This is a genomic window from Pseudomonas sp. MYb327 (assembly GCF_040438925.1).
GTDB lineage: Bacteria > Pseudomonadota > Gammaproteobacteria > Pseudomonadales > Pseudomonadaceae > Aquipseudomonas.
On the sequence record NZ_CP159258.1, the window covers coordinates 1,721,940 to 1,743,472 of the forward strand.

Here is a 21,533-nt window from a genome sequence, read left to right on the forward strand (position 1 = left end):
GGAGGCTTGACGCTGATCAACGACAGCAACTTGATCGGTGTTAGTCGAATGATACGTCATACCGAAATCTCCGGACCGCAAACCTATGGCGACATGTGAACAAGCCTGAGCAAAGCCTCGGATGACCGATGGGTTTTTTCAGGATCTGCTCGGTGTCTGGGGAGGAGGGCTGATCCTGGCGGGACTTTTCCTCTGTAACAAACCCCTTGCGCAGGTAGGGAAAAAGGGGATTTGATACAGAAGGCGGACAAACCTGATTACGCTGTGTAGAATCTGGTTACGCATACAAGAATAATCGTCTTCTGGCAGCAGAAGCCTCGCCCGCAAAAGCCTTGGGTCGACAATGAAGATATTTGGGTTCCAATTGATCTACGGTGACTTCCTCGCCCGCAGCGTGCGGGGCATCTCCTGCGCGCCACCCACCGGCCTCAGCATTGCTAGCAACTAACATTTGTTAATTCTAAAAGCATGATGAGGCGCCAAAATGGCAGATTTATACGAAAACCCAATGGGCCTGATGGGCTTCGAATTCATTGAGTTTGCATCGCCAACCCCGAACACCCTGGAGCCGATCTTCGAGATCATGGGCTTCACCAAGGTAGCGACCCACCGCTCCAAAGACGTGCACCTGTATCGCCAGGGCGCGATCAACCTGATCCTGAACAACGAACCGAACAGCGTCGCCTCGTACTTTGCGGCCGAGCATGGTCCGTCGGTATGCGGCATGGCGTTCCGCGTCAAGGATTCGCAGAAAGCCTACAAGCGTGCCCTGGAACTCGGTGCTCAGCCGATCCACATCGATACCGGCCCGATGGAGCTGCACCTGCCGGCGATCAAAGGCATCGGCGGTGCGCCGCTGTACCTGATCGACCGTTTTGGTGAAGGCAGCTCGATCTACGACATCGACTTCGTATACATCGAATGCGTTGACCGCAACCCGGTCGGCGCCGGTCTGAAGATCATCGATCACCTGACCCATAACGTTTATCGCGGTCGCATGGCCTACTGGGCGAACTTCTACGAGAAACTGTTCAACTTCCGCGAGATCCGCTACTTCGACATCAAGGGTGAATACACCGGCCTGACTTCCAAGGCGATGACCGCGCCGGACGGCATGATCCGCATTCCGTTGAACGAAGAGTCGTCCAAGGGCGCCGGGCAGATCGAAGAGTTCCTGATGCAGTTCAACGGCGAGGGTATCCAGCACGTTGCTTTCCTGGCCGATGACCTGATCAAGACCTGGGATCACCTGAAAAGCATCGGCATGCGCTTCATGACCGCGCCGCCAGACACCTACTACGAAATGCTCGAAGGCCGTTTGCCGAACCACGGCGAACCGGTGGGCGAACTGCAAGCGCGGGGCATTTTGCTGGACGGTTCGTCCGAATCGGGCGACAAGCGTCTGTTGCTGCAGATCTTCTCGGAAACCCTGATGGGCCCGGTGTTTTTCGAGTTCATCCAGCGTAAAGGCGATGATGGTTTCGGTGAGGGCAACTTCAAGGCGTTGTTCGAATCCATCGAGCGGGATCAGGTTCGTCGTGGTGTTCTCTCTACCGACTAAACCATTGCCCCGATAAAACTGTGGGAGCCTGCCTGCTCGCGATAGCGATCTTTCAGTCAACATTAATGTTGAATCTGAAGACGCCTTCGCGAGCAGGCTCGCTCCCACATTTGTTTTTGGGTGTTCTTACGGGCGTCTTTGCCGCATCAAATGCTTGAAGCCTTCGAATACCAACACCAAAACCGCCATCCAGATCGGGATGTAGGTCAGCCATTCCCCGGCCTTGATGCTTTCCCCGAGCAGCAACGCAACGCCGAGCAACAGTACCGGTTCGACGTAACTCAACAGTCCAAACAGGCTGAACGGCAGCAAGCGGCTGGCGATGATGTACACCACCAACGCCGAGGCGCTGATTACGCCCAGCAACGGGATCAGCAGCGACAACCACGGGTGCTGATCAAACACATTGAAGCCTTGTTCACCGCTCTGCACGAACCAGATTGCCACGGGCAGCGTCAGGGTCATGTCTAGCCATAAGCCACCGAGGTTGTCCGACGCCAAGCGTTTGCGCAGGACGAAGTAGGTCGGATAGCCAATGCACACCAGCAAGGTTGCCCAGGAAAAACCACCGACCTGGTACACCTCATTGATAACGCCAAGGCAGGCAAAAAACACCGCAATCTTTTGCAGGTAAGACAGGCGTTCGCCGTAGGCGAGCCGGCCGGTCAGGACCATGGTCAGCGGCAGCAGGAAATAACCCAGCGAGACATCCAGGCTGTAGCCGTTGAGCGGCGCCCACATGAACAGCCAGAGTTGCACGCCGAGCAGTGCAGAGGAGGCGATCAGTGCGGCCATTAGTGTTGGCTTGGCCATGACGCGCCGAACGATTTCGGCCACGCGTTTCCATTCCCCGGACACCACCATGAACACCGTCATGCACGGTACGGTCAGCAACATCCGCCAGCCAAAAATCTCCACGCCGCTCAAGGGGGTGAGCAGCGATGTGTAGTAATACATGACGGCAAACAGCACCGAGGCTGTGACCGATAAAACGATACCTTTAGACAAACTGTCCTCGCGAAGTTGACGGTAAAACGGGTTGCGGAGGATACGTGGTTTTTGTGCTGAATATTGGCCGGATGATCGATATTTTCAACATTGCTGGCACGATTCAAAACCCTGTGTGAGCCTGCTCGCGATAGCGGAGGATCAGTCCACATCAATGTTGGATGTGAATCCGCTATCGCTGGCAAGCCAGCTCCTACAAGTAATGAGTGTTTTCAGTTATTGCGTGGTTTGCGGCCTGACACAAAGTGACTCACGTCATTGAACCCCGGCGTGGAAGCATGCCCGGATGTCACCAGCGAATCGATGAACGCTTCATCTTCAGCCGTAATCTTCACTGCCTGCGCCTTAGTGTAGGCATCCCACTGCTCTTCGGTACGCGGGCCGACGATGGCCGAGGTGACGGCGCTGTTGTTGAGGACCCAGGCGATCGCGAACTCGACAATTCCGACACCACGTTCCTGGGTGTATTGCTGGATCTGCTGGGCAATGCGCAGGGACTCCACGCGCCATTCGGTTTCCAGAATGCGCTTGTCGGCGCGTCCGGCGCGGCTGTTGGCGTCCGGTCTCACGTCCGGCGCGTACTTGCCGCTGAGCACCCCGCGCGCCAGCGGGCTGTAGGGAACCACGCCGAGGCCGTAGGTTTGCGCGGCTGTGATCTGTTCGGTTTCAGCCTGGCGGTTGACGATGTTGTACAGCGGCTGGCTGATGACGGGGCGGTCGACACCGAGTTTGTCGGCGATCCGAATCACCTCGGCGATGCGCCAGCCACGGTAGTTCGACAAACCCCAGTAACGGATTTTGCCTTGGCGAAGCAAATCGCCAATGGCCGACACCGTCACTTCCAGCGGCGTGTTGTGGTCTTCACGGTGCAGGTAGTAGATGTCGAGATAGTCGGTGCCCAGGCGCGTAAGGCTGGCGTCGATGCCGTTGAAGATGTGCTTGCGGCTCAAGCCGCTGCGGTTAGGCATACCGTCCACCGGACCGAAGCCGACCTTGGTGGCCAGCACCCATTCCTGGCGGCGACTGGCGATGGCTTCACCGACGATTTCTTCGGAACGGCCGTTGGTGTAGACGTCGGCGGTGTCGATGAAGTTGATGCCCTGGTCCCAGGCCTTGTCGATGATCCGCAGGGAATCTTCGGTACTGGTCTGTTCGCCGAACATCATCGTGCCCAGGGTCAGGGTGGAAACCTGCAAACCCGAATGACCCAGTGTGCGGTAGCTCATGAGGAATTCCTTTTGCCGGAGGGAAAGGCTCAATCAAATACCAGAAAAACCGTCATCGGCAAACGCAATTTTGCCGCTGTGGGAGCCCGGCTTGCGGGCGATGGCGTCCTCGAAATCACCATCGCCGGCAAGCCGGGCTCCTACAGGGTTGGCGGTCAGGCGCGCAATGTGCGGGTCATGCGCAGCGCCAGCAAACTCCCGCAAACAATCACACCCGCCAGCAGATACAACGCCGCATCGGTCGACCCGGTGCTGTCCTTGACCCAACCCACCAGGTACGGGCTGAGGAAACCGGCCATTTGCCCCATTGAGTTGATCAGCGCCAGGCCACCAGCTGCAGCACCGGCACTGAGCAGCGCGGTGGGTACGGGCCAGAACATTGGCAGGCCGGTGAGGGCACCCATGGTGGCGATGGTCAGGCCGAGAATGGCGATTGCCGGGTTGGCGGCGAAGTTCACCGCGATCAGCAGGCCCAGCGCGCCCATCAGCATAGGCACCACCAAATGCCAGCGACGTTCCTTGCGCAGGTCCGCCGAGCGGCCAACGAACAACATAAACAGCGCGGCCAACAGGTACGGAATTGCGCTCAACCAGCCAATCACCAGGTTATCGCTGAAGCCAAGATTCTTGATGATCGACGGCAGCCAGAAGTTGATCGCGTAGACACCGCTCTGGATGCAGAAGTAGATCAAGCCAAACGCCCAGATCGCCGGGTTCTTGAACACTGCCAGCAGCGAATCCGTGGTGGTCTTCGGTTTGTTGGCCAGGTCTTCGGCGTGGTCGGCTTCGAGTACCGAGCGCTCGAACGGGGTCAGCCACTTGGCGTTGGCATAACTGTCGCTCAGCAGGAAGTACGCCAGTGCACCGAGGATCACCGTCGGAATACCTTGCAGCAGGAACATCCACTGCCAGCCGGCCAATCCACCCTGGCCCGCCGCGAAGTGGTTCAAAATCCAGCCGGAAAACGGGCTGCCGAGCAGGCCGGACACCGGGATCGCCGACATGAACAGTGCCATGATGCGGCCACGGCGGAAGGTCGGGAACCACTGCGAAAGGTACAGCACCACGCCCGGGAAGAACCCGGCTTCGGCCGCGCCGGTGAACAGGCGCAAGGTGTAGAACTCGGTTGGCGTGGTGACGAACAGCAGGCAAGTCGACAGCGTGCCCCAGGTGATCATCATCAGCGCAATCCAGCGCCGAGGACCGAACTTGGTCAACGCCAGGTTGCTCGGTACGCCGCACAGCACGTAGCCGATGAAGAAGATCCCGGCGCCGAGGCCGTACACGGTTTCGCTGAACTTCAGCGCGTCGAGCATCTGCAACTTGGCAAATCCAACGTTTACCCGGTCGAGGTAGTTGAACAGGTAGCAGATGAAAATGAAGGGAATCAAACGCAAGGTAATGCGCTTGTAGACGGCGTTTTTATCGTCAGCGATGGCCTGGGACGCTACGGCGCTCTGTGACATGGCGGCTCTCTCTTTATTATGATTTTTTGCGATGCAAAGGGTAACGTTGATCGCCCAGAGAGTCTCGACCACCCTCGGGGCTGCTGTCTTTGTGCCTGAGCACAGGGTTTTCCTACAAGGCCTGTGCGGGTGAACAACCGCGCGTTTATAGCGTATTCAAGGATTACCGTTATGTTTGAACTCGATCACGACCTGGCCCAGGACATCGTCGACCGGGCGATGGCCATCCTGCCGTACAACGTCAACGTCATGGACAGCCAGGGCCTGATCCTTGGCAGCGGCGAGCCAGAGCGGGTCAACACCCGGCATGAAGGCGCACAACTGGTGTTGGCCAACGGCCGCGTGGTTGAAATCGACGCGCAAACCGCGATCCACCTCAAGGGCGTACAGCCGGGCATCAACCTGCCGCTGATGCTCGACCAGCGTTTGATCGGCGTGCTCGGCATTACTGGCGAACCCGAACAATTGCGCACTTATGCCGAACTGGTGCGCATGACCGCGGAGATGCTGGTCGGCCAGCGCAATCAGCAGGCCGAGCAGCAATGGCGGCGCCAGCGCTGCGATGATCTGTTGGCGTTGCTGCTCAGTGATGCCGGTGGCTCTCCGCGATTGGTCGACGAAGCGCAACAGCTTGGCCTCAAGCCACAAATGACGCGGGTGCCGTACCTGTTTGAGTTGGGCCAGGAGCATGGCCCGGGACAAACCGTCGAGGCGCTCAGTGCCTGGCTGACCTCACGCTATCCGGACAGTTGGTGCGTGAGTTCGGCCAAGACCTCATTGCTCTGGTGCCGACCGGCCAACCAGAACATCGAGAATGATCGCCTGCTGGAAAAGCTCGATGGCCTCGGCTGGAACATTCTGCGCATTGCCGTGGGCGGGCAGGCTGATGGGCTGACGGGATTGCGCCGCTGTTATCGTCGGGTTGGTGACTTGTTGGCCTATGGGCGCGATGTCTTGCCCCAATCGCGCTTATTGACGCTGACTCGCTATCGATTGCCGGTGATGCTCTGGCGGCATCGCAACGACGATGCGCTGGACGAATTGCTCAACCCGTTGCGCAAGGTCATTGCCAAGGACAACAACGGCCAGCTGCTGGCGACCCTGCGCAGTTGGTGCGAACACGATGGGCAGAGTCAGGCCTGTGCCGATGCGTTGGGTATTCATCGCAACAGCTTGCGGTATCGAATGGAGCGGATTGCCGAGCTGAGTGGGGTTGATCCATTGAAGCTGGACGGGATGCTGGCGTTGTATCTTGGCGTACAGCTATTACCCCAGAGCGACTCAGGTTCCTTGTAGGAGCGGCTTGCTGGCGATAGCGGTGGGTCAGATAACGTTGATGTTGAAGGCTCCGACGTCATCGCCAGCAAGCCGGCTCCTACAGGGGGACGTGTGAATACGGGCTTTTGTGGAAATGAACAATAATCCTCTGTGCGGCTTGTGCAGCGGACTGGCGTCATTGTTCGTGCCTGCTGGCAGCATGATCTCCATAACAACCGGAGAGTACCCATGAAAATCGTCATCGCCCCTGACTCGTTCAAGGACAGCCTGAGTGCTCAAGGCGTGGCTGATGCTATCGCGCTTGGACTGGCGGAAGTCTGGCCCGATGCGCAACTGGTCAAGTGCCCGATGGCCGACGGCGGGGAAGGGACGGTCGAATCCGTGCTGGCAGCGTGCAATGGCGAATTGCGCCGCACTGAGGTTCGCGGACCTCTGGGTGCGCCGGTGAATGCCGCATGGGGCTGGTTGCCCGACAGCCACACCGCAATCATCGAAATGGCCGAAGCCAGCGGTTTGCAGCTGGTGCCGTTGGGGCAGCGCGATGCGCGCATTTGCAGCACGTATGGCACGGGCGAGTTGATTCGCGCCGCTCTGGACGTTGGCGCACAACGGGTGATTCTGGCCATTGGTGGCAGTGCGACCAATGACGCAGGTGCCGGGGCCATGCAAGCGTTGGGCGTGCAACTGCTGGATGCACAGGGGCAAACTCTTGCTCCGGGCGGCGTTGCATTGGCGCAATTGGCGCAGATCGACTTGAGTGAAATCGACTCGCGTTTGACCAGTGTGCGTTTCGACATCGCCGCCGACGTCAACAACCCACTGTGCGGCCCCCACGGTGCTTCTGCCATTTTCGGCCCGCAAAAAGGTGCCACGCCCGAACAAGTCCAGCAATTGGATCAGGCGCTGGGGCACTTTGCCGATCACTGCGCCAAGGTGTTGGAAAAAGACGTGCGCAATGAACCCGGCAGCGGTGCGGCGGGCGGTTTGGGGTTTGGTGCCAAGGCGTTCCTGGGCGCGCAATTCATGGCCGGGGTCGAGGTGGTTGCCGAGCTGGTGGGCCTGGCTGACGCGGTAAAAAATGCCGATCTGGTCATCACCGGCGAAGGCCGTTTTGACGCGCAGACCCTGCGAGGCAAGACGCCCTTTGGCGTGGCTCGGATCGCTCGACAATACGGCGTGCCGGTCATCGTCATTGCCGGCACGCTGGGCGAGGGTTACCAGGCGTTGTATGCCCACGGCATCGACGCAGCGTTTGCCCTGGCGAGTGGGCCGATGACTCTGGAGCAGGCCTGCGCCGAAGCGCCGCGTCTGTTGCACGAGCGGGCGAGCGATGTGGCACGGGTCTGGCGGATGGCTGCGCGCAAGGGCTGACCCGCTGACACTGGATATTAATGCCAGGGTGGCGTGTTTCGTGATTTGAGATAGGGTTGAGGCTTGGATCCCGCGCGACAGGAGAATTACATGCGCTATTCAGCCTTGACCCAACGAATCGCCGGTGACGGAGCGGCGGCCTGGCAGATTCATGATCGAGCGCTGCAATTGCGCGCACAGGGTGTCGACGTGCTGCTGTTGTCGATCGGCGATCCGGATTTCGACACGCCGCAGCCTGTCGTTCAAGCCGCCATCGCCAGTTTGTTGGCCGGTGACACGCACTATCCGCAAGTGCGCGGCAGTCGAGGGCTACGCAACAGCATTGCCCGCCAACATCGCAAACGCAGTGGTCAGCCGGTCGATGTCGACCATGTGATCGTCATGCCCGGTGCGCAATGCGCGGTGTATTCGGTTGCGCAATGCCTGCTTGATCCGGGCGATGAAGTGATTGTTGCCGAGCCAATGTACGTGACCTATGAGGGCGTGATCGGCGCCTGTGGGGCGAAAGTGGTGCCGGTGCCGGTGCGGCCCGAGAACGGTTTCCGCGTCGATCCGCTGGATGTTGCAACCTGCATCACACCCAGGACGCGGGCGATCCTGCTCAACAGTCCAAACAATCCTTCTGGCGCCAGTTTGTCGCGCAAGATCTGGCAAGAACTGGCGTCATTGTGCATTCGCCACGACTTGTGGCTGATCAGCGACGAGGTTTACAGCGACCTGCTTTTCGACGGCGAACACATCAGCCCGGCGAGCCTGCCGGGCATGGCCGAGCGCACCGCGACGATCAATAGTCTGTCCAAGTCCCACGCCATGAGCGGATGGCGCGTGGGCTGGGTGATCGGGCCGAAAACCATGGCCGATCACCTGGAGCATCTGTCGTTGTGCATGCTGTTCGGGATTCCGGAGTTCATCCAGAACGCCGCGCAATTGGCGCTTGATGAAGATTTGCCGGAAGTGGCGCAGATGCGGGAGGAGTACCGCCAGCGTCGCGACCTGGTGTGTACCAGCCTGAACCAATGCCCGGGCATCCGCGCCATTCGCCCGGATGGCGGCATGTTCGTGATGGCCGATGTGCGCCAGACCGGGTTGACGGCACAGCGCTTCGCCGAGCGGCTGCTGGAAGGTTATGGTGTGTCGGTGCTGGCGGGGGAGGCGTTCGGGCCGAGTGCGGCGGGGCATATCCGAATCGGCTTGGTGGTGGATCAGGTGCAGCTGGCGGATGCGTGTCGGCGGATTGCGCTGTGTGCGACAGATTTGCTGGAGGCGCGGCGGGCCTGAGGGATTTGCTGTGTTTGGGCGGGCCTTATCGCGAGCAGGCTCGCCCCCACATTGGATCTGTGACGTTGATCCCCTGTGGGAGCGAGCCTGCTCGCGATGGTTATTTGGAGGGCAGCAAATTTTTCAGGCCTTCCACACCTGAGGATTCACTAAATTAGCCGGCCGTTCACCCGCCAGCGCCGACAGCAGATTATCCACCGCACACCTGGCCATCGCCTCCCGCGTCTCATGGGTGGCCGAGCCAATGTGCGGGGTCGCCACCACGTTGTTCAACTGCAACAACGGCGAATCCTGGTTCAACGGCTCGCGCTCGAACACATCCAGCCCCGCCGCGCGAATCTGGCCTGAGCGCAAGGCTTCAATCAGCGCCTTTTCGTCGACCACTTTGCCCCGGGAAATATTGATGAAGATGCTTTCCGGGCGCATCGCGGCGAACTCCTCGGTGCCGATCAACCCTTCGGTTTCCGCCGTCAGGGGCAAGGTCAGGCAAATGAAATCCGCCTGTTGCAACAGCTCCGTCAAGCCGCGGTATTGCGCGTTGAATCGCTGCTCCACCGCCGGTTTCGGCGAGTGGCTGTGGTAAATCACCGGCATGCCGAAACCAAAATGCCCACGCTGGGCCAGTGCTTCACCGATGCGCCCCATGCCGATGATGCCAAGGGTTTTACCGTGCACGTCGCTGCCGAAATGCGCCGGGCCGATGTTGCGGGTCCATTGGCCCTGGCGAATCATGTTGGCCAATTCCACGACGCGGCGGGCGGTTGCCAGAATCAACGCAAAACCGGTGTCGGCGGTGGTTTCGGTGAGCACATCGGGCGTGTTGCTGAGCAAAATGCGCCGCTCGGTGAGGTAGTCGATGTCGTAGTTATCGACGCCCACCGAGACACTGGCGATGGCTTCCAGGTCGGGCGCCAGATCCAGCAGTCCGGCATCCAGTTTCAGGCTGGCACCAAGCAAGCCTTGGGCGCGGGGCAGGGCCTCGCGCAGTTTGGCCAGGCCCTCGGCATCCAGGCTTTCGATCAGCGTCACTTCGGCCTTTTCGTGCAGGCGAGCCATCAGCAGCGGCGAGAGTTTCTTGTACAGAACAACCTGCTTTTTCATAGTCATCTCTCAATCAGGAATGTGCAGCGGTGCGCTTTAAGGCGACCGTGGGCCGCTCCCGATCACTGGCACCGGGCTTGAGGAAAATCGTCAGGACCACCGAGAACATCAAGGCGCCGCTCATCAACAGGTACGAAGCGCCGGGTGAACCGGTGGAGCTGTTCAGGTAACCGACCAGATAGGAACCGCCGAACGAACCGAGGGCGCCCATGCTGTTGATCAGCGCCATCGCGCCACCGGCGACGTTGGCCGGGAGGATCTCCGGAATGATGGCGAAGAACGGCCCGTAAGGCGCGTACATGCAGGCGCCGGCAAGCACCAGCAAGGCGTAGGACCACCAGAAATGTTCGGCGCCCAGCGCGTAGGAACCGTAGAAGGCAATCGAGGCGATCAGCAGCGGCGGCCAGACGAAACGTTTGCGTTTTTGCAGTTTGTCCGAACCCCAGGACACCAACAGCATGCCGATCACCGCTGCCAGGTACGGCAGCGCGGACAGCCAACCGGCCTCGACCATGTCCATCTGCGCACCGGCCTTGAGGATCGAAGGCAGCCACAACACGAAGCCGTAGACGCCAATGCTCCAGCAGAAAAACTGCAAGGCCAGGATGATCACTTTCGGTGAACGGAACGCTTCGGCGTAGTTCTTCACGGCCTTGATGCCGACCTGTTCGGCGGCCAGGGCGCTTTCCAGATCCTGCTTTTCCTGATCGCTGAGCCACTTCGCTTGCGACGGACGATCATCGGCCAGGCGCCACCAGATAAACGCCCAGAGCACCGCCGGCAAACCTTCGATGATGAACATCCAGCGCCAGCTGTAATGCTGCACCAGATAGCCCGAAACCACCGACATCCACAGCATGGTGACCGGGTTGCCGAGGATCAGGAAGGTGTTCGCCCGCGAGCGTTCGGCACGGGTGAACCAGTGGCACAGGTAGATCAGCATCGCCGGCATCACCGCGGCTTCGACCACGCCGAGCATGAAGCGGATGACGATGAGCCAGTAGGCGTTGGAGACGATCCCGGTCAGGGTCGCCAGGCTGCCCCAGAGGATCAGGCTGACGAAAATCAGCTTTTTCACACTGTGCTTTTGCGCGTAGATCGCGCCGGGCACCTGGAAGAAAAAGTAGCCGAGGAAGAACAGCGCGCCGAGCATCGACGACAGGCCCGGGGTGATCATCAAATCCGCCGCCATGCCGGACGCAGCGGCGAAGCCGTAGTTGGCGCGATCGAGGTACGCCAGGCTATAGGTGATGAACACAATGGGCATGATGTACCACCAGCGGCGGGTGGCGAGCGTTGCGGTTTTCATGGGTGATGCTCCTGAGCTTGTTGTTTTTGTCGCAGCAGGTAACGGTTTAATTCTTTGGTGCCTGTACTGGCCTCATCGCGGGCAAGCCCGCTCCCACACAGGCGACGCTGTAACTGCGGGAGCGGGCTTGCCCGCGATGGCGGCCTCAAATTCGATCAACATCTCGGATCGGGTCGGCAACCCCTCCATATCCCCCCGGCTCTGCACCGCGCGGCTGCCAATCCAGTTGGCGCGCTGCACGGCGTCGGCAAAGCTTTGGTTTTCCAGGAGTGCGCTGATCATGCCGACGGCAAAACCATCACCGGCCCCCACCGTATCGACCACTGTCGCCACCGGCACGCCAGCGACGAAACCCTGATCAAGATGAGTGCGGTAGTAAGCACCATGCGGGCCAAGCTTGATCGCCACGGCTTCAGCGCCCTGGTCGAGGTAGAACGCGGCGATATCGGCCGGGTCTTCGAAACCGGTCAGCAACCGACCTTCACTCAAACCCGGCAATACCCAATGGGCGAGGGCGGCGAGGCGGTTGATCTCGGTGATCATCTGTTGCTCGCTGGCCCACAGGCTTGGGCGCAGGTTCGGGTCGAACGACACGCTGCGTCCGGCTTCGCGCATGCGCGTCATCAATTCGAACGACATTTGCCGCGCCGTTTCCGACAACGCCGGGGGAATGCCAGTGGCATGCAGGTGTCGGGCGTTGAGCAATTCGGGGACGATCGAATGCGGCGACAAGTGACTGGCGGCCGAACCACGGCGGAAGTACTCGACCACCGGATCGCTGCCGTCGTCAGTGCGGGATTTGAGTTGAAAACCCGTGGGGTGGGCGGTGTCGATGTCGACGTGGCGGCAATCCAGGCCTTCTTTCTCCAGGGTATCGACAACGAACCGACCCAACGAATCGGCGCCGACCCGGCTCAGCCATGCCACTTTGAAACCCAGGCGCGACAACCCGATCGCAACATTGCTGTCCGCCCCGGCGATGCGTTTGTGGAAAGCGCTGACACTGGCCAGGCCGCCCGCCTGCTCTGCGACGAACATGGCCATGGTTTCGCCGAACGAAAGGATATCGATCTCAGACATGAGCGCTCTCCAGCTGCGATTGACCGAGGTGGGCGAGGGCGGCCACATGTTCGCGGGTCAATTGCACCAGGTCATCGCCTTGCAGCGGATATTCCGCCGCTCGCATAACACCTTGGGCCATGTGGCGCAGCAGGTGTTCCCACTCTTGCAAGTCGCTGGCGGTTGGCGGGATGGCAACGAGCTTGCCGTCGGTGCGGCGTGTCACCGCTTTGCAGTGCACATAGCCGACGTGGCGCCCGAGCAGGCGCGCGGCGCTGGCGGCGGATTGGTCTTGCCAGTGCCAGTTGCCGATATCGAAGGTCATTTTGATCGGTAGCTTGTGTTGCTCGACTTCATTGAAGAAACGCTGGAACGGTTCGATTCGGCCGCCGTGCAAGGTCTGGTCGTTTTCCACCAGCAGTTGCACGGCACTTTCGCTGAGCATGCGGGCTAGGCTTCGCAAGTCGCTGTTGTCGGTGAAGTACCCCAGCGACACTTTCAGCCATTTGGCGCCGAACATTTCAGCGCGCTGCAGTGCGGTAATTAATTCGGGATTGGGTTTGGATTGACCGGCCAGCCACAGTTCCATTGGCGAGGAATACACGCTCTCCAGACCTTCGGCTTGAGTGGCACCAGCCAATTGGGCGGGGACTTCGCAGGTCAGTAATTCTTCGCGCCACTCAATGCGCGTGGCACCGGCGGCGGCCAGAATTTCGATGAAACTGCCCTGACCGCGTTGGCGCACAAGATCGGCGCCGTAGCTGGAAAGGCTGATGGAAACGGCTGGTCTATTCATTGTTTTTCTACCTCTGAAACCGGTTTCATTTTTGTTCAAAAAAAAGGGCGATCTTTGGGGCGTCATCGCTGGCAAGCCATCGGATCCCTGTAGGAGCTGGCTTGCCAGCGATGGGGCCAGTCGAATCACTGAAAAATTCCCTGGGTCGATCCTCTAACAATTAACCGCGCCGAAAAATCCAGCGTCCGCACCGGCCCGTCATCACCACGCAAACGCTTGAGCAAACACTCAAACGCGCTGGCGCCAATCTCGGTGGTCGGTTGGGCGAGGGCGGTGATGCCGCTGCCCACCAGTGGGTACCAATCCAGGTCATCAAGGGCGATCAGGCCGACATCCTCGAACAGCTTGCAGTTGAGTTCACGCAACGCATGGGTGCTCGCCAGCGCCGCAATCCCGTTGGCGCAAAACAGCGCTTTCGGTCCAGGACCCGGCGTTTCGAGGAAAGTCTTCAGCTGTGCAGTCAGGTCGCTGCCGGTTTCGATGTGCGTGCCGCACAGCGCCGGGCGTTGCTCGATCTGCGCCTTGAAACTGCTGAGCCGCTCGACTCGCGAGCTGGTGCCATCAACCGGTTCGGTGACCAGCAACACATCGCGATATCCACGTTGTTCAAGGTGATTGAGTGCCATGTCGATGGCCTCTGGGTTGTTGAGCCCGACTATGTCGCTCTCAAGATGCGCGACCTTGCGATCCACGAGCACCAGGGGCATTTCCCGGTGCAGTTCGTGCAGCTCGTCACGGTGATGGCCGAGGGTGTTCACGATCAGGCCTTCGATGTTGTACGAGCGCAGCAGGGCCAGGTGCTGGCGTTCCTGCTCGTCGTCGCGGTCGGTGTTGCACACCACCAGGCTGTAGCCGTGCTGGCGGCAGGCGGTTTCCACTCCGTGCATCACGGCAATCGAATAAGGGTTACGGATATCGGCCACCAGCATGCCGATCAGGCGGGTTCGCCCGCGTTTCAGGCCACGGGCCATCTGATTCGGGCGATAGCCCAGTTCTGCAATCGCCTGCTCGATGCGCTGGGCAATGGCATCGGAGAGCAGGGCGCGATCATCGCCAATGAACCGCGAAACGCTGGCCTTTGAGACCTTGGCATATTCGGCCACGTCGAGCATGGTCACGCGGCTGCGCTGGGCGGCGGAAAAATCATTCACGGTCTGAAACCTTCTTATTGGATTTATAAGGTTGAGCGCAGTGTGAGACAGCGCTGAAACCGGTTTCAGAAGACACCAAAAGCCAATTCGCCGTCAACCCCCGTGTCATGGATTGTCGAACAATCACCGACGGGTGGCGCTCACACCAGCACGCTCAACCACGCCGAACCCAGCAACAGCAGGCCCATGCAGCGATTGAAACGTTGCATGGCCCGGGGTGAGCGCAACCAGCGACTTGATCCGGCTCCGAGCAGCGCCCAAACACCCAGGCAAGGCAAGGAAATCAGGAAAAACAGCAGCGAAAGACTAATCACATGGGCAAGCCGATCTTCACCCGCGCCGGCGAACACACTAATCACCGCCAGCGCCATCATCCAGGTTTTCGGATTGATCCATTGCAGGCTGGCGGCGCCCACCCAACCCAGTTGGCCCTCGGCTTTGCGGGCACTGATGGCTTCGGCCGGGGTGCGGAAAATCTGCCAGGCCAGGTAACTCAGCCACGCTACACCGAGCCATTGCATAACGGTTTGCATGGCGGGCCAGGTCGTCAGTGACGAACCCACGCCCGTACCCACCAGCATTACGAGCAACGCGGCACTGGCGCAGGCGCCGAAGATGATCGGCACGGCGGCGCCGAGGCCGTACCGGGCACTGTTGCTCAACACCAGAATGTTGGTCGGTCCGGGAGTGATCGAAGCCACGAAGGCAAAGAGCAGGAAGGGCAGTAACGTCGGAAAAGAGGACAACATCGCGGGCAGTCTCCGGTAAAGATCAGTGAACCTGATCTTCACAAGCCTCGACGTTATCTGTCTGGAAGGTTTGAGCAGCGCTTGCGGTAATGCGCTGGCGTCAGGCCATAGGCACGGACGAACCAGCGGCCCAAATGGCTCTGGTCGGCGAAACCGAGGGTCATGGCCACCGACGCCGGTTGCTCGCCACGGGCCAGCAACCGGCGCGCCGTGGCCAGCCGCAGTTGCACCAGATAAGCGTGGGGCGCGATGCCATAAGCGGCCTTGAATGCGCGAGTCAGGCGAAAGCGGTCGACGCCCGTGACGGCAGCCAATTGATCGAGGCCGATGTCGTACTGCGCATTGGCGTGCAGATATTCCCGAGCTTGTTGCGCCACCCGAGGCAAGCGCGGGTCGTCGCCGTAGCGTTCGCGCCAGTGCAGGTGACTGGTCAGGCGTTCGAGCAAATGGTCGAGGGCGGTTTGCCGGACGATTTTCAGTTCACCGCGGTGCAGGGTTTCAAACGCCAGGCTGGTCGCCTGGGCGAGGCGCGAATCGCTGGCCAGCGTGTTGGCGAAACTCAATTCGCTGTTGTCCGGGGCGTTGTCGAACACGGCACCGAGTTCGCGCTGCAACCACTGTGGATCGAGGTACAGCATGCGGTAGGTGAAACCTTCCTCGGTCGGCGCTTCGCCGTCGTGAATGTCTCCCGGCTCCAGCAAAAACACCTTGCCCGGCGTGCTTTGGTGCCTGGCCCGCCGACAATTGAATTGCTGGACGCCTTGCTCGGTGACGCCCACCAGATAGCTGTCATGCCAATGCGGATCGTAGGCGTGGCCTTCGAAATGCGCGCGCAAAGTCTCGATGCCGGTGTCGGCGTCCTGGGCCAGATCGAGCCAGTTGAGAGAAGTCATGCAGCACCTGAAGGGCGGATTTACCGAGCCATTTAACGCCCGCGCCGACGGCGATGGCTAGAACGTTTGTGCAGCCGTCAGTTGAAGAGCCCGGCGGCAATGTTGATCGAGAAGCCGAGAATGGCCGTGTTGAACAGAAAGCCAATCAACGACTGCGCCAGCACGATCTTGCGCAAATCACGGGTCGCCACGCCGACATCCGAGGTCTGCACGGCCACGCCGATGGTGAACGAGAAGTACAGGAAGTCCCAGTAATTGGGCGTTGTCAGGCCCTCGGCAAAACGCAGCGCCGGGTCTTTGCCTTCCCAGGTGTAAAACAGCCGCGCGTAATGCACGCTGAAAATCACCCCGATCAGCAGCCAGGAACTGAACACCGTCAACGCAGTGAAGCCGTAATGCAGGAGCTTGCGGGTGGTTTCAAGGTCTCTGCTGCCGGCCAATTCGAAGGTGATGGTCGCCAGGCTGGCCATCGCCGCAATGCACACCACCAACAGCACCAGCCCGGCATTTTCGTCTTCGATCTCGGCGATGCGCTTCACATCCGCCGCTTTCGAGCGCACCACGAGCCAGGCCATCAGAATCAGGTAAGTCCAGACCCCGGCGTTCCAGCCAATGAGTATTTTGTTGATGACCGAATCGGCTGGAATCAGGATACCCGCCGCGATACCGAACGTTGTGGCGGCGGACAGGCGCGGGTGAGTGTGGGTGAGGTAGGGCATGGGTGCTCGATGGGCCAGAGTATTGCAAACACCTTAGCCCAGGGTGGCGAGGTGTGACCATAACCATCAGGCCAGCACTTACCTTGTAGGAGCTGGCTTGCCAGCGATTGGGCTTCGAACATTGCACCGTTCTCCAGACCGCTATCGCCGGCAAGCCGGGCTCCTACAGGGGGATGTGTTGCCTAGATGTTTTTATGGCGCTTGCGTACCAGCTTCATTACCACCACAAAAAACACCGGCACGAACACCACGGCCAGGGTCGCGGTGATCATCCCGCCAATCACCCCGGTGCCGATGGCTTGCTGGCTCGCCGAGCTGGCGCCGGTGGCGATGGCCAACGGCACCACGCCGAGGATGAAGGCCAGCGAGGTCATCACGATAGGGCGAAGACGCAGCCGCGCCGCTTGCAGCGTGGCGTCGATCAAGTCATGGCCTTCGTCGTACAGGCTCTTGGCGAACTCGATGATCAGGATCGCGTTCTTCGCTGACAGGCCGATGATGGTGATCAGTCCGACCTTGAAGAACACGTCGTTAGGCATCCCGCGCAAGGTCACGGCCAATACCGCGCCGAGCACGCCCAGCGGCACCACCAACAACACCGAGGTCGGGATCGACCAGCTTTCGTACAACGCCGCCAGACACAGGAACACGATCAGCAGCGACAACCCGAGCAATATCGGCGCCTGACTGCCGGACAGCCGTTCCTGCAACGACAGCCCGGTCCATTCCTGGCCCAACCCCGCCGGCCCTTGCGCCACCAGCCGTTCGATTTCCGCCATGGCTTCACCGGTGCTGTGGCCGGGTTTCGGTTCACCGGAAATACTCACCGCCGGATAGCCGTTATAGCGGGTCAGCTGCGCCGGTCCCTGGGTCCATTTGGCCTGGACGAACGCTGACAGCGGCACCATGTTGCCAGCGTTGTTGCGCACGTGGATCTTCAGCAGGTCCTCGACCTGGCTGCGCTGATCGCCTTCCGCCTGCACCACTACCCGTTGCATCCGCCCCTGATTGGGGAAGTCGTTGATGTAGCTCGAACCAACGGCCGTGGACAGCACACTGCCGATGTCGGCAAAGGACACGCCCAGCGCATTCGCCTGTTTGCGGTCGACGATCAACTGCACCTGCGGCGCTTCGGCCAGGGCGCTTTCGCGTACGTTCATCAGGACCGGACTTTTCTCGGCGGCGGCCAGCAACTCGGTGCGCGCCTGCATCAGCGTGGCATGACCGAGGCCACCGCGGTCCTGCAAGCGGAACTCGAAACCGCTGGACGTGCCGAGGCCGTCCACCGGTGGCGGCAGGACGGCGAAGGTCACGGCGTCCTTGATCTGGCTCAGGGCGATGTTGGCGCGGTCGGCAATCGAACTCGCCGAGTCGTCGCTGCCGCGTTCGGACCAGTCTTTCAGTGTGGTAAACGCCAACGCCGCGTTCTGGCCGCTGCCGGAGAAACTGAAACCGAGGATGACCGTGCTGTCGCCCACGCCCGGTTCGGTAGCATTGTGCGCTTCGATCTGTTCCACCACCTGCACCGTGCGGTTCTTGCTCGCACCCGGTGGCAATTGAATGTCGGTAATGGTGTAGCCCTGATCCTCAACCGGCAGGAACGAAGAGGGCAGGCGACTGAAGCACACGCCCAGACCAATCAACAGCACGCCGTAGATCAACAGGTAACGACCGCTGCGTTTCAACGCGTAAGCGACCCAACCCTGATAGCGGTCGGTGAGTTGTTCGAAACGGCGGTTGAACCAGCCGAAGAAACCGGTCTTTTCGTGGTGCTCGCCCTTGGCAATCGGCTTGAGCAATGTCGCGCACAGCGCCGGCGTCAAGGTCAGGGCGAGGAACGCCGAGAACAGAATCGAGGTGGCCATCGACAGCGAAAACTGCTGGTAAATCACCCCGACCGAGCCCTGCATGAACGCCATCGGAATAAACACCGCCACCAGCACCAGGGTGATGCCGATGATGGCCCCGGTGATCTGCTTCATCGCCTTGCGCGTCGCGTCCTTGGGCGAAAGGCCTTCAGTGGCCATGATTCGCTCGACGTTCTCCACCACCACAATGGCGTCGTCCACCAGAATGCCGATGGCCAGCACCATGCCGAACATGGTCAGTACGTTGATCGAGAAACCCAAGGCCAGCATGGTCGCAAAAGTGCCCATCAGCGCCACCGGCACCACCAGCGTCGGGATCAGTGTGTAGCGGATGTTTTGCAGGAACAAAAACATCACCGCGAAAACCAGCAACATCGCCTCGCCAAGGGTGTAGACCACCTTGGTGATCGAGACTTTGACGAACGGTGAGGTGTCGTACGGAATCTTGTATTCCACGCCGGCCGGGAAGTAGCGCGACAGTTCATCCATCTTCGCCCGCACCAGGGTCGCGGTGCTCAAGGCATTGGCCCCCGGCGACAGTTGCACACCGACAGCGGTGGACGGCTTGCCGTTCAGGCGCGTGGAAAACTGGTAGTCCTGGCTACCGATCTCGACCCGGGCGACATCGCCAATGCGCACGGTGGAACCATCGGGATTGGCCTTGAGCACGACGTCTGCGAACTCTTCCGGGGTCGACAGTTGGCCTTTGACCAGAATGGTCGCGGTAATTTCCTGGGTAGTGCGGCTCGGCAGGTCGCCGATGCTGCCGGCCGAAACCTGGGCGTTTTGCGCGACGATGGCGGCGCTGACATCGGCCGGCGTGAGGTTGAAGCCGATGAGTTTCTGCGGATCGATCCAGATGCGCATCGCCCGTTCCGCGCCATACAACTGTGCCTTGCCGACACCGTCCAGCCGCTTGATCTCGTTCATCACGTTGCGCGCCAGGTAATCGCTGAGCGCCACGTCGTCGAGCTTGCCGTCGCTGGAGGTCAGGGTGATCAGCAGCAGGAAACCGGCAGAGACTTTCTCCACCTGCAAGCCCTGTTGGTTCACCGCTTGCGGCAGGCGCGACTCGACAACTTTCAAGCGGTTCTGCACATCCACCTGGGCCATTTCCGGATCGGTGCCCGGCTGGAAAGTTGCCTTGATCGTGGCGCTGCCGAGGCTGCTTTGCGATTCGAAATACAGCAGATGATCGGCGCCATTGAGTTCTTCCTCGATCAGACTGACCACGCTCTCGTCCACGGTCTGCGCCGAAGCGCCCGGGTACACGGCATAGATTTCAATCTGTGGCGGCGCGACGTCGGGGTACTGCGCCACCGGCAATTGCGGAATGGCCAGGGCACCGGCCAGCAGGATGAACAACGCGACCACCCAGGCAAACACCGGGCGGTCGATAAAGAACTGCGGCATAAACAAGCGTCCTGCTTACTGACCAGAAACCTGGGCGAGTGGAAGAGGGGTGTCGTCGATTTGCACTTTCTCGCCGGGGCGGGCGTGTTGCAGGCCTTCGATGACGATGCGGTCACCCGGTTTGAGGCCGCCGGTGACGATCCAGCGATTGTTCTGCACCGAGCCCAGTTCGACGGGTTGCTGGCCGACCCGCTGTTGGTCATCGAGCAGCAGCACTTGGGCGATGCCGGCGCTGTCTCGCTGGATGGCCCGTTGCGGCACGCTGATGCCTTGCTTGTTTACCGCTTGTTCGAGGCGCACGCGCACGAAACTGCCTGGCAGCAGGTCGAGGTCCGGGTTGGGAAATTCGCTGCGCAGAATGATCTGGCCGGTGCCCGGATCGACCGTGATGTCGGTGAACAGCAACTTGCCCGGCAACGGATAGAGGCTGCCGTCGTCCTGAATCAACGTGACGTTGGCCTGGCCTTGACCGACTTCTTTCAGCTGGCCGGATCGGAACGCCCGGCGCAGGTCGTTGAGTTCGCGGGTCGATTGAGTCAGGTCGGCGTGGATGGGATTGAGTTGCTGAATCAGTGCCAGTGGCGTGGTTTCGTTCTGGCCCACCAGTGCACCTTCGGTGACCAGGGCACGCCCGATGCGTCCGGAAATCGGCGCGGTGACGGTGGCGTAGCCGAGGTTCAGTTTGGCGCGCTCGACAGCCGCTTTGTTGGCAGCGACATCGGCGACGGTGTGTCGTACGGCAACCCGGGCGTTGTCGAAGTCCTGGGCGCTGATAGCGTTGCCTTCGATCAATTGGGCGTATCGCTGTTCCAGCAACTTTGCCTGGAACGCGTTGGCCTCGGCCTTGCGCAGTGCGGCTTCGGCGCTGTCCAGGTCAGCCTTGAACGGTGCAGGGTCGATGCGGAACAACACGTCGCCTTTCTTCACATCGCTGCCTTCCCGAAAGGTCCGTTGCAACACTACGCCCGCGACCCGGGCACGCACTTCGGCGATGCGCGGTGCAGCGATCCGCCCGCTCAATTCGCTGCTGATGGCCAGCGGTCGGGCTTCGATGGTTTCGATGCGAACGGTGGCCAGTGGTGCCTGTTCTTCGGCGGTGGGAGCCTTGTCGCACGCGCTCAACGTCAGCGCCAGTGCGATCAGGCTGAGCCTGGCAAGCAGATTTTTTGACATGAATGACCCCAGTAATGACCCCCAGCATCCTACTGGGCGTCGGCGAGGGTAGCGGTGAAGCTTTGTTGGTGCTGTGTGAAATTGTGTAAGGGTTTTACTCAGGTGTATGCAGGG

General features: G+C 60.4%; 17 protein-coding genes. 4 read left to right on the forward strand and 13 right to left on the reverse strand.

What is annotated here, in order from left to right:
- The first annotated feature begins 484 nt into the window (after nucleotides 1-484).
- On the forward strand, nucleotides 485-1,561 hold the full coding sequence (gene hppD, locus ABVN21_RS07815) for a 4-hydroxyphenylpyruvate dioxygenase (RefSeq protein WP_339555864.1): 1,077 nt from the start codon (nucleotides 485-487) through the stop codon (nucleotides 1,559-1,561).
- 126 nt (nucleotides 1,562-1,687) lie between these two features.
- On the opposite strand, the gene rarD is transcribed toward hppD, so the two are convergent.
- The 3 genes from rarD to ABVN21_RS07830 all read right to left on the reverse strand — a co-directional run bounded on the left by rarD (nucleotide 1,688) and on the right by ABVN21_RS07830 (nucleotide 5,261).
- Complete coding sequence (rarD, locus tag ABVN21_RS07820) at nucleotides 1,688-2,569, reverse strand: EamA family transporter RarD (RefSeq protein WP_339555863.1); 882 nt, start codon at nucleotides 2,567-2,569, stop codon at nucleotides 1,688-1,690.
- Nucleotides 2,570-2,781: 212 nt separating this feature from the next.
- Entirely contained in the window at nucleotides 2,782-3,795 is a 1,014-nt protein-coding gene (locus ABVN21_RS07825) for an aldo/keto reductase (RefSeq protein WP_339555862.1), read from the reverse strand.
- Nucleotides 3,796-3,950: 155 nt separating this feature from the next.
- The gene (locus ABVN21_RS07830; protein ID WP_339555861.1) at nucleotides 3,951-5,261 is read right to left on the reverse strand and encodes an MFS transporter; all 1,311 of its coding nucleotides are present in this window, start codon (nucleotides 5,259-5,261) and stop codon (nucleotides 3,951-3,953) included.
- A 171-nt stretch (nucleotides 5,262-5,432) separates the two neighbouring features.
- Between ABVN21_RS07830 and ABVN21_RS07835 the strand changes: the two genes are divergently transcribed.
- The 3 genes from ABVN21_RS07835 (at nucleotide 5,433) to ABVN21_RS07845 (ending at nucleotide 9,188) form a co-directional block, all read left to right on the forward strand.
- Nucleotides 5,433-6,557 (forward strand): sugar diacid recognition domain-containing protein, encoded by a 1,125-nt coding sequence (locus ABVN21_RS07835; RefSeq protein ID WP_339555860.1) that lies wholly within the window; start codon nucleotides 5,433-5,435, stop codon nucleotides 6,555-6,557.
- 210 nt (nucleotides 6,558-6,767) lie between these two features.
- Nucleotides 6,768-7,910: a glycerate kinase gene (locus ABVN21_RS07840; RefSeq protein ID WP_339555859.1), complete on the forward strand. Its 1,143-nt coding sequence runs from the start codon at nucleotides 6,768-6,770 to the stop codon at nucleotides 7,908-7,910.
- Between the two features lie 90 nt (nucleotides 7,911-8,000).
- Nucleotides 8,001-9,188 carry an aminotransferase class I/II-fold pyridoxal phosphate-dependent enzyme gene (locus ABVN21_RS07845; RefSeq protein ID WP_339555858.1) on the forward strand — a complete coding sequence of 396 codons (1,188 nt, stop codon included), beginning with the start codon at nucleotides 8,001-8,003 and terminating at the stop codon, nucleotides 9,186-9,188.
- Between the two features lie 123 nt (nucleotides 9,189-9,311).
- Here the strand turns inward: ABVN21_RS07845 and ABVN21_RS07850 are convergent, their stop codons facing one another.
- The 10 genes from ABVN21_RS07850 to ABVN21_RS07895 form a co-directional block, all read right to left on the reverse strand.
- The gene (locus ABVN21_RS07850; protein ID WP_339555857.1) at nucleotides 9,312-10,289 is read right to left on the reverse strand and encodes an NAD(P)-dependent oxidoreductase; all 978 of its coding nucleotides are present in this window, start codon (nucleotides 10,287-10,289) and stop codon (nucleotides 9,312-9,314) included.
- A gap of 13 nt (nucleotides 10,290-10,302) precedes the next feature.
- Nucleotides 10,303-11,598: an MFS transporter gene (locus ABVN21_RS07855; protein ID WP_339555856.1), complete on the reverse strand. Its 1,296-nt coding sequence runs from the start codon at nucleotides 11,596-11,598 to the stop codon at nucleotides 10,303-10,305.
- A 72-nt stretch (nucleotides 11,599-11,670) separates the two neighbouring features.
- Nucleotides 11,671-12,678, reverse strand: a complete 1,008-nt coding sequence (locus tag ABVN21_RS07860; RefSeq protein WP_339555855.1) for a sugar kinase — start codon at nucleotides 12,676-12,678, stop codon at nucleotides 11,671-11,673.
- Nucleotides 12,671-13,453: a TIM barrel protein gene (locus tag ABVN21_RS07865; RefSeq protein ID WP_339555854.1), complete on the reverse strand. Its 783-nt coding sequence runs from the start codon at nucleotides 13,451-13,453 to the stop codon at nucleotides 12,671-12,673. The genes ABVN21_RS07860 and ABVN21_RS07865 overlap by 8 nt, the downstream gene beginning before the upstream one ends.
- Nucleotides 13,454-13,578: 125 nt before the next feature.
- A complete protein-coding gene (locus ABVN21_RS07870) occupies nucleotides 13,579-14,604 on the reverse strand; it encodes a LacI family DNA-binding transcriptional regulator (RefSeq protein WP_339555853.1) in 1,026 nt (341 codons plus the stop codon).
- A 140-nt stretch (nucleotides 14,605-14,744) separates the two neighbouring features.
- On the reverse strand, nucleotides 14,745-15,353 hold the full coding sequence (locus ABVN21_RS07875; RefSeq protein ID WP_339555852.1) for a LysE family translocator: 609 nt from the start codon (nucleotides 15,351-15,353) through the stop codon (nucleotides 14,745-14,747).
- Between the two features lie 53 nt (nucleotides 15,354-15,406).
- Nucleotides 15,407-16,246, reverse strand: coding sequence for an AraC family transcriptional regulator (locus tag ABVN21_RS07880; RefSeq protein ID WP_339555851.1), 840 nt, complete (start codon nucleotides 16,244-16,246; stop codon nucleotides 15,407-15,409).
- Between the two features lie 77 nt (nucleotides 16,247-16,323).
- Nucleotides 16,324-16,965: a DUF1345 domain-containing protein gene (locus ABVN21_RS07885; RefSeq protein WP_339555850.1), complete on the reverse strand. Its 642-nt coding sequence runs from the start codon at nucleotides 16,963-16,965 to the stop codon at nucleotides 16,324-16,326.
- A 182-nt stretch (nucleotides 16,966-17,147) separates the two neighbouring features.
- On the reverse strand, nucleotides 17,148-20,246 hold the full coding sequence (locus tag ABVN21_RS07890) for an efflux RND transporter permease subunit (RefSeq protein WP_339555849.1): 3,099 nt from the start codon (nucleotides 20,244-20,246) through the stop codon (nucleotides 17,148-17,150).
- A 15-nt stretch (nucleotides 20,247-20,261) separates the two neighbouring features.
- Complete coding sequence (locus ABVN21_RS07895) at nucleotides 20,262-21,419, reverse strand: efflux RND transporter periplasmic adaptor subunit (RefSeq protein ID WP_339555848.1); 1,158 nt, start codon at nucleotides 21,417-21,419, stop codon at nucleotides 20,262-20,264.
- Between the last annotated feature and the right edge of the window lie 114 nt (nucleotides 21,420-21,533).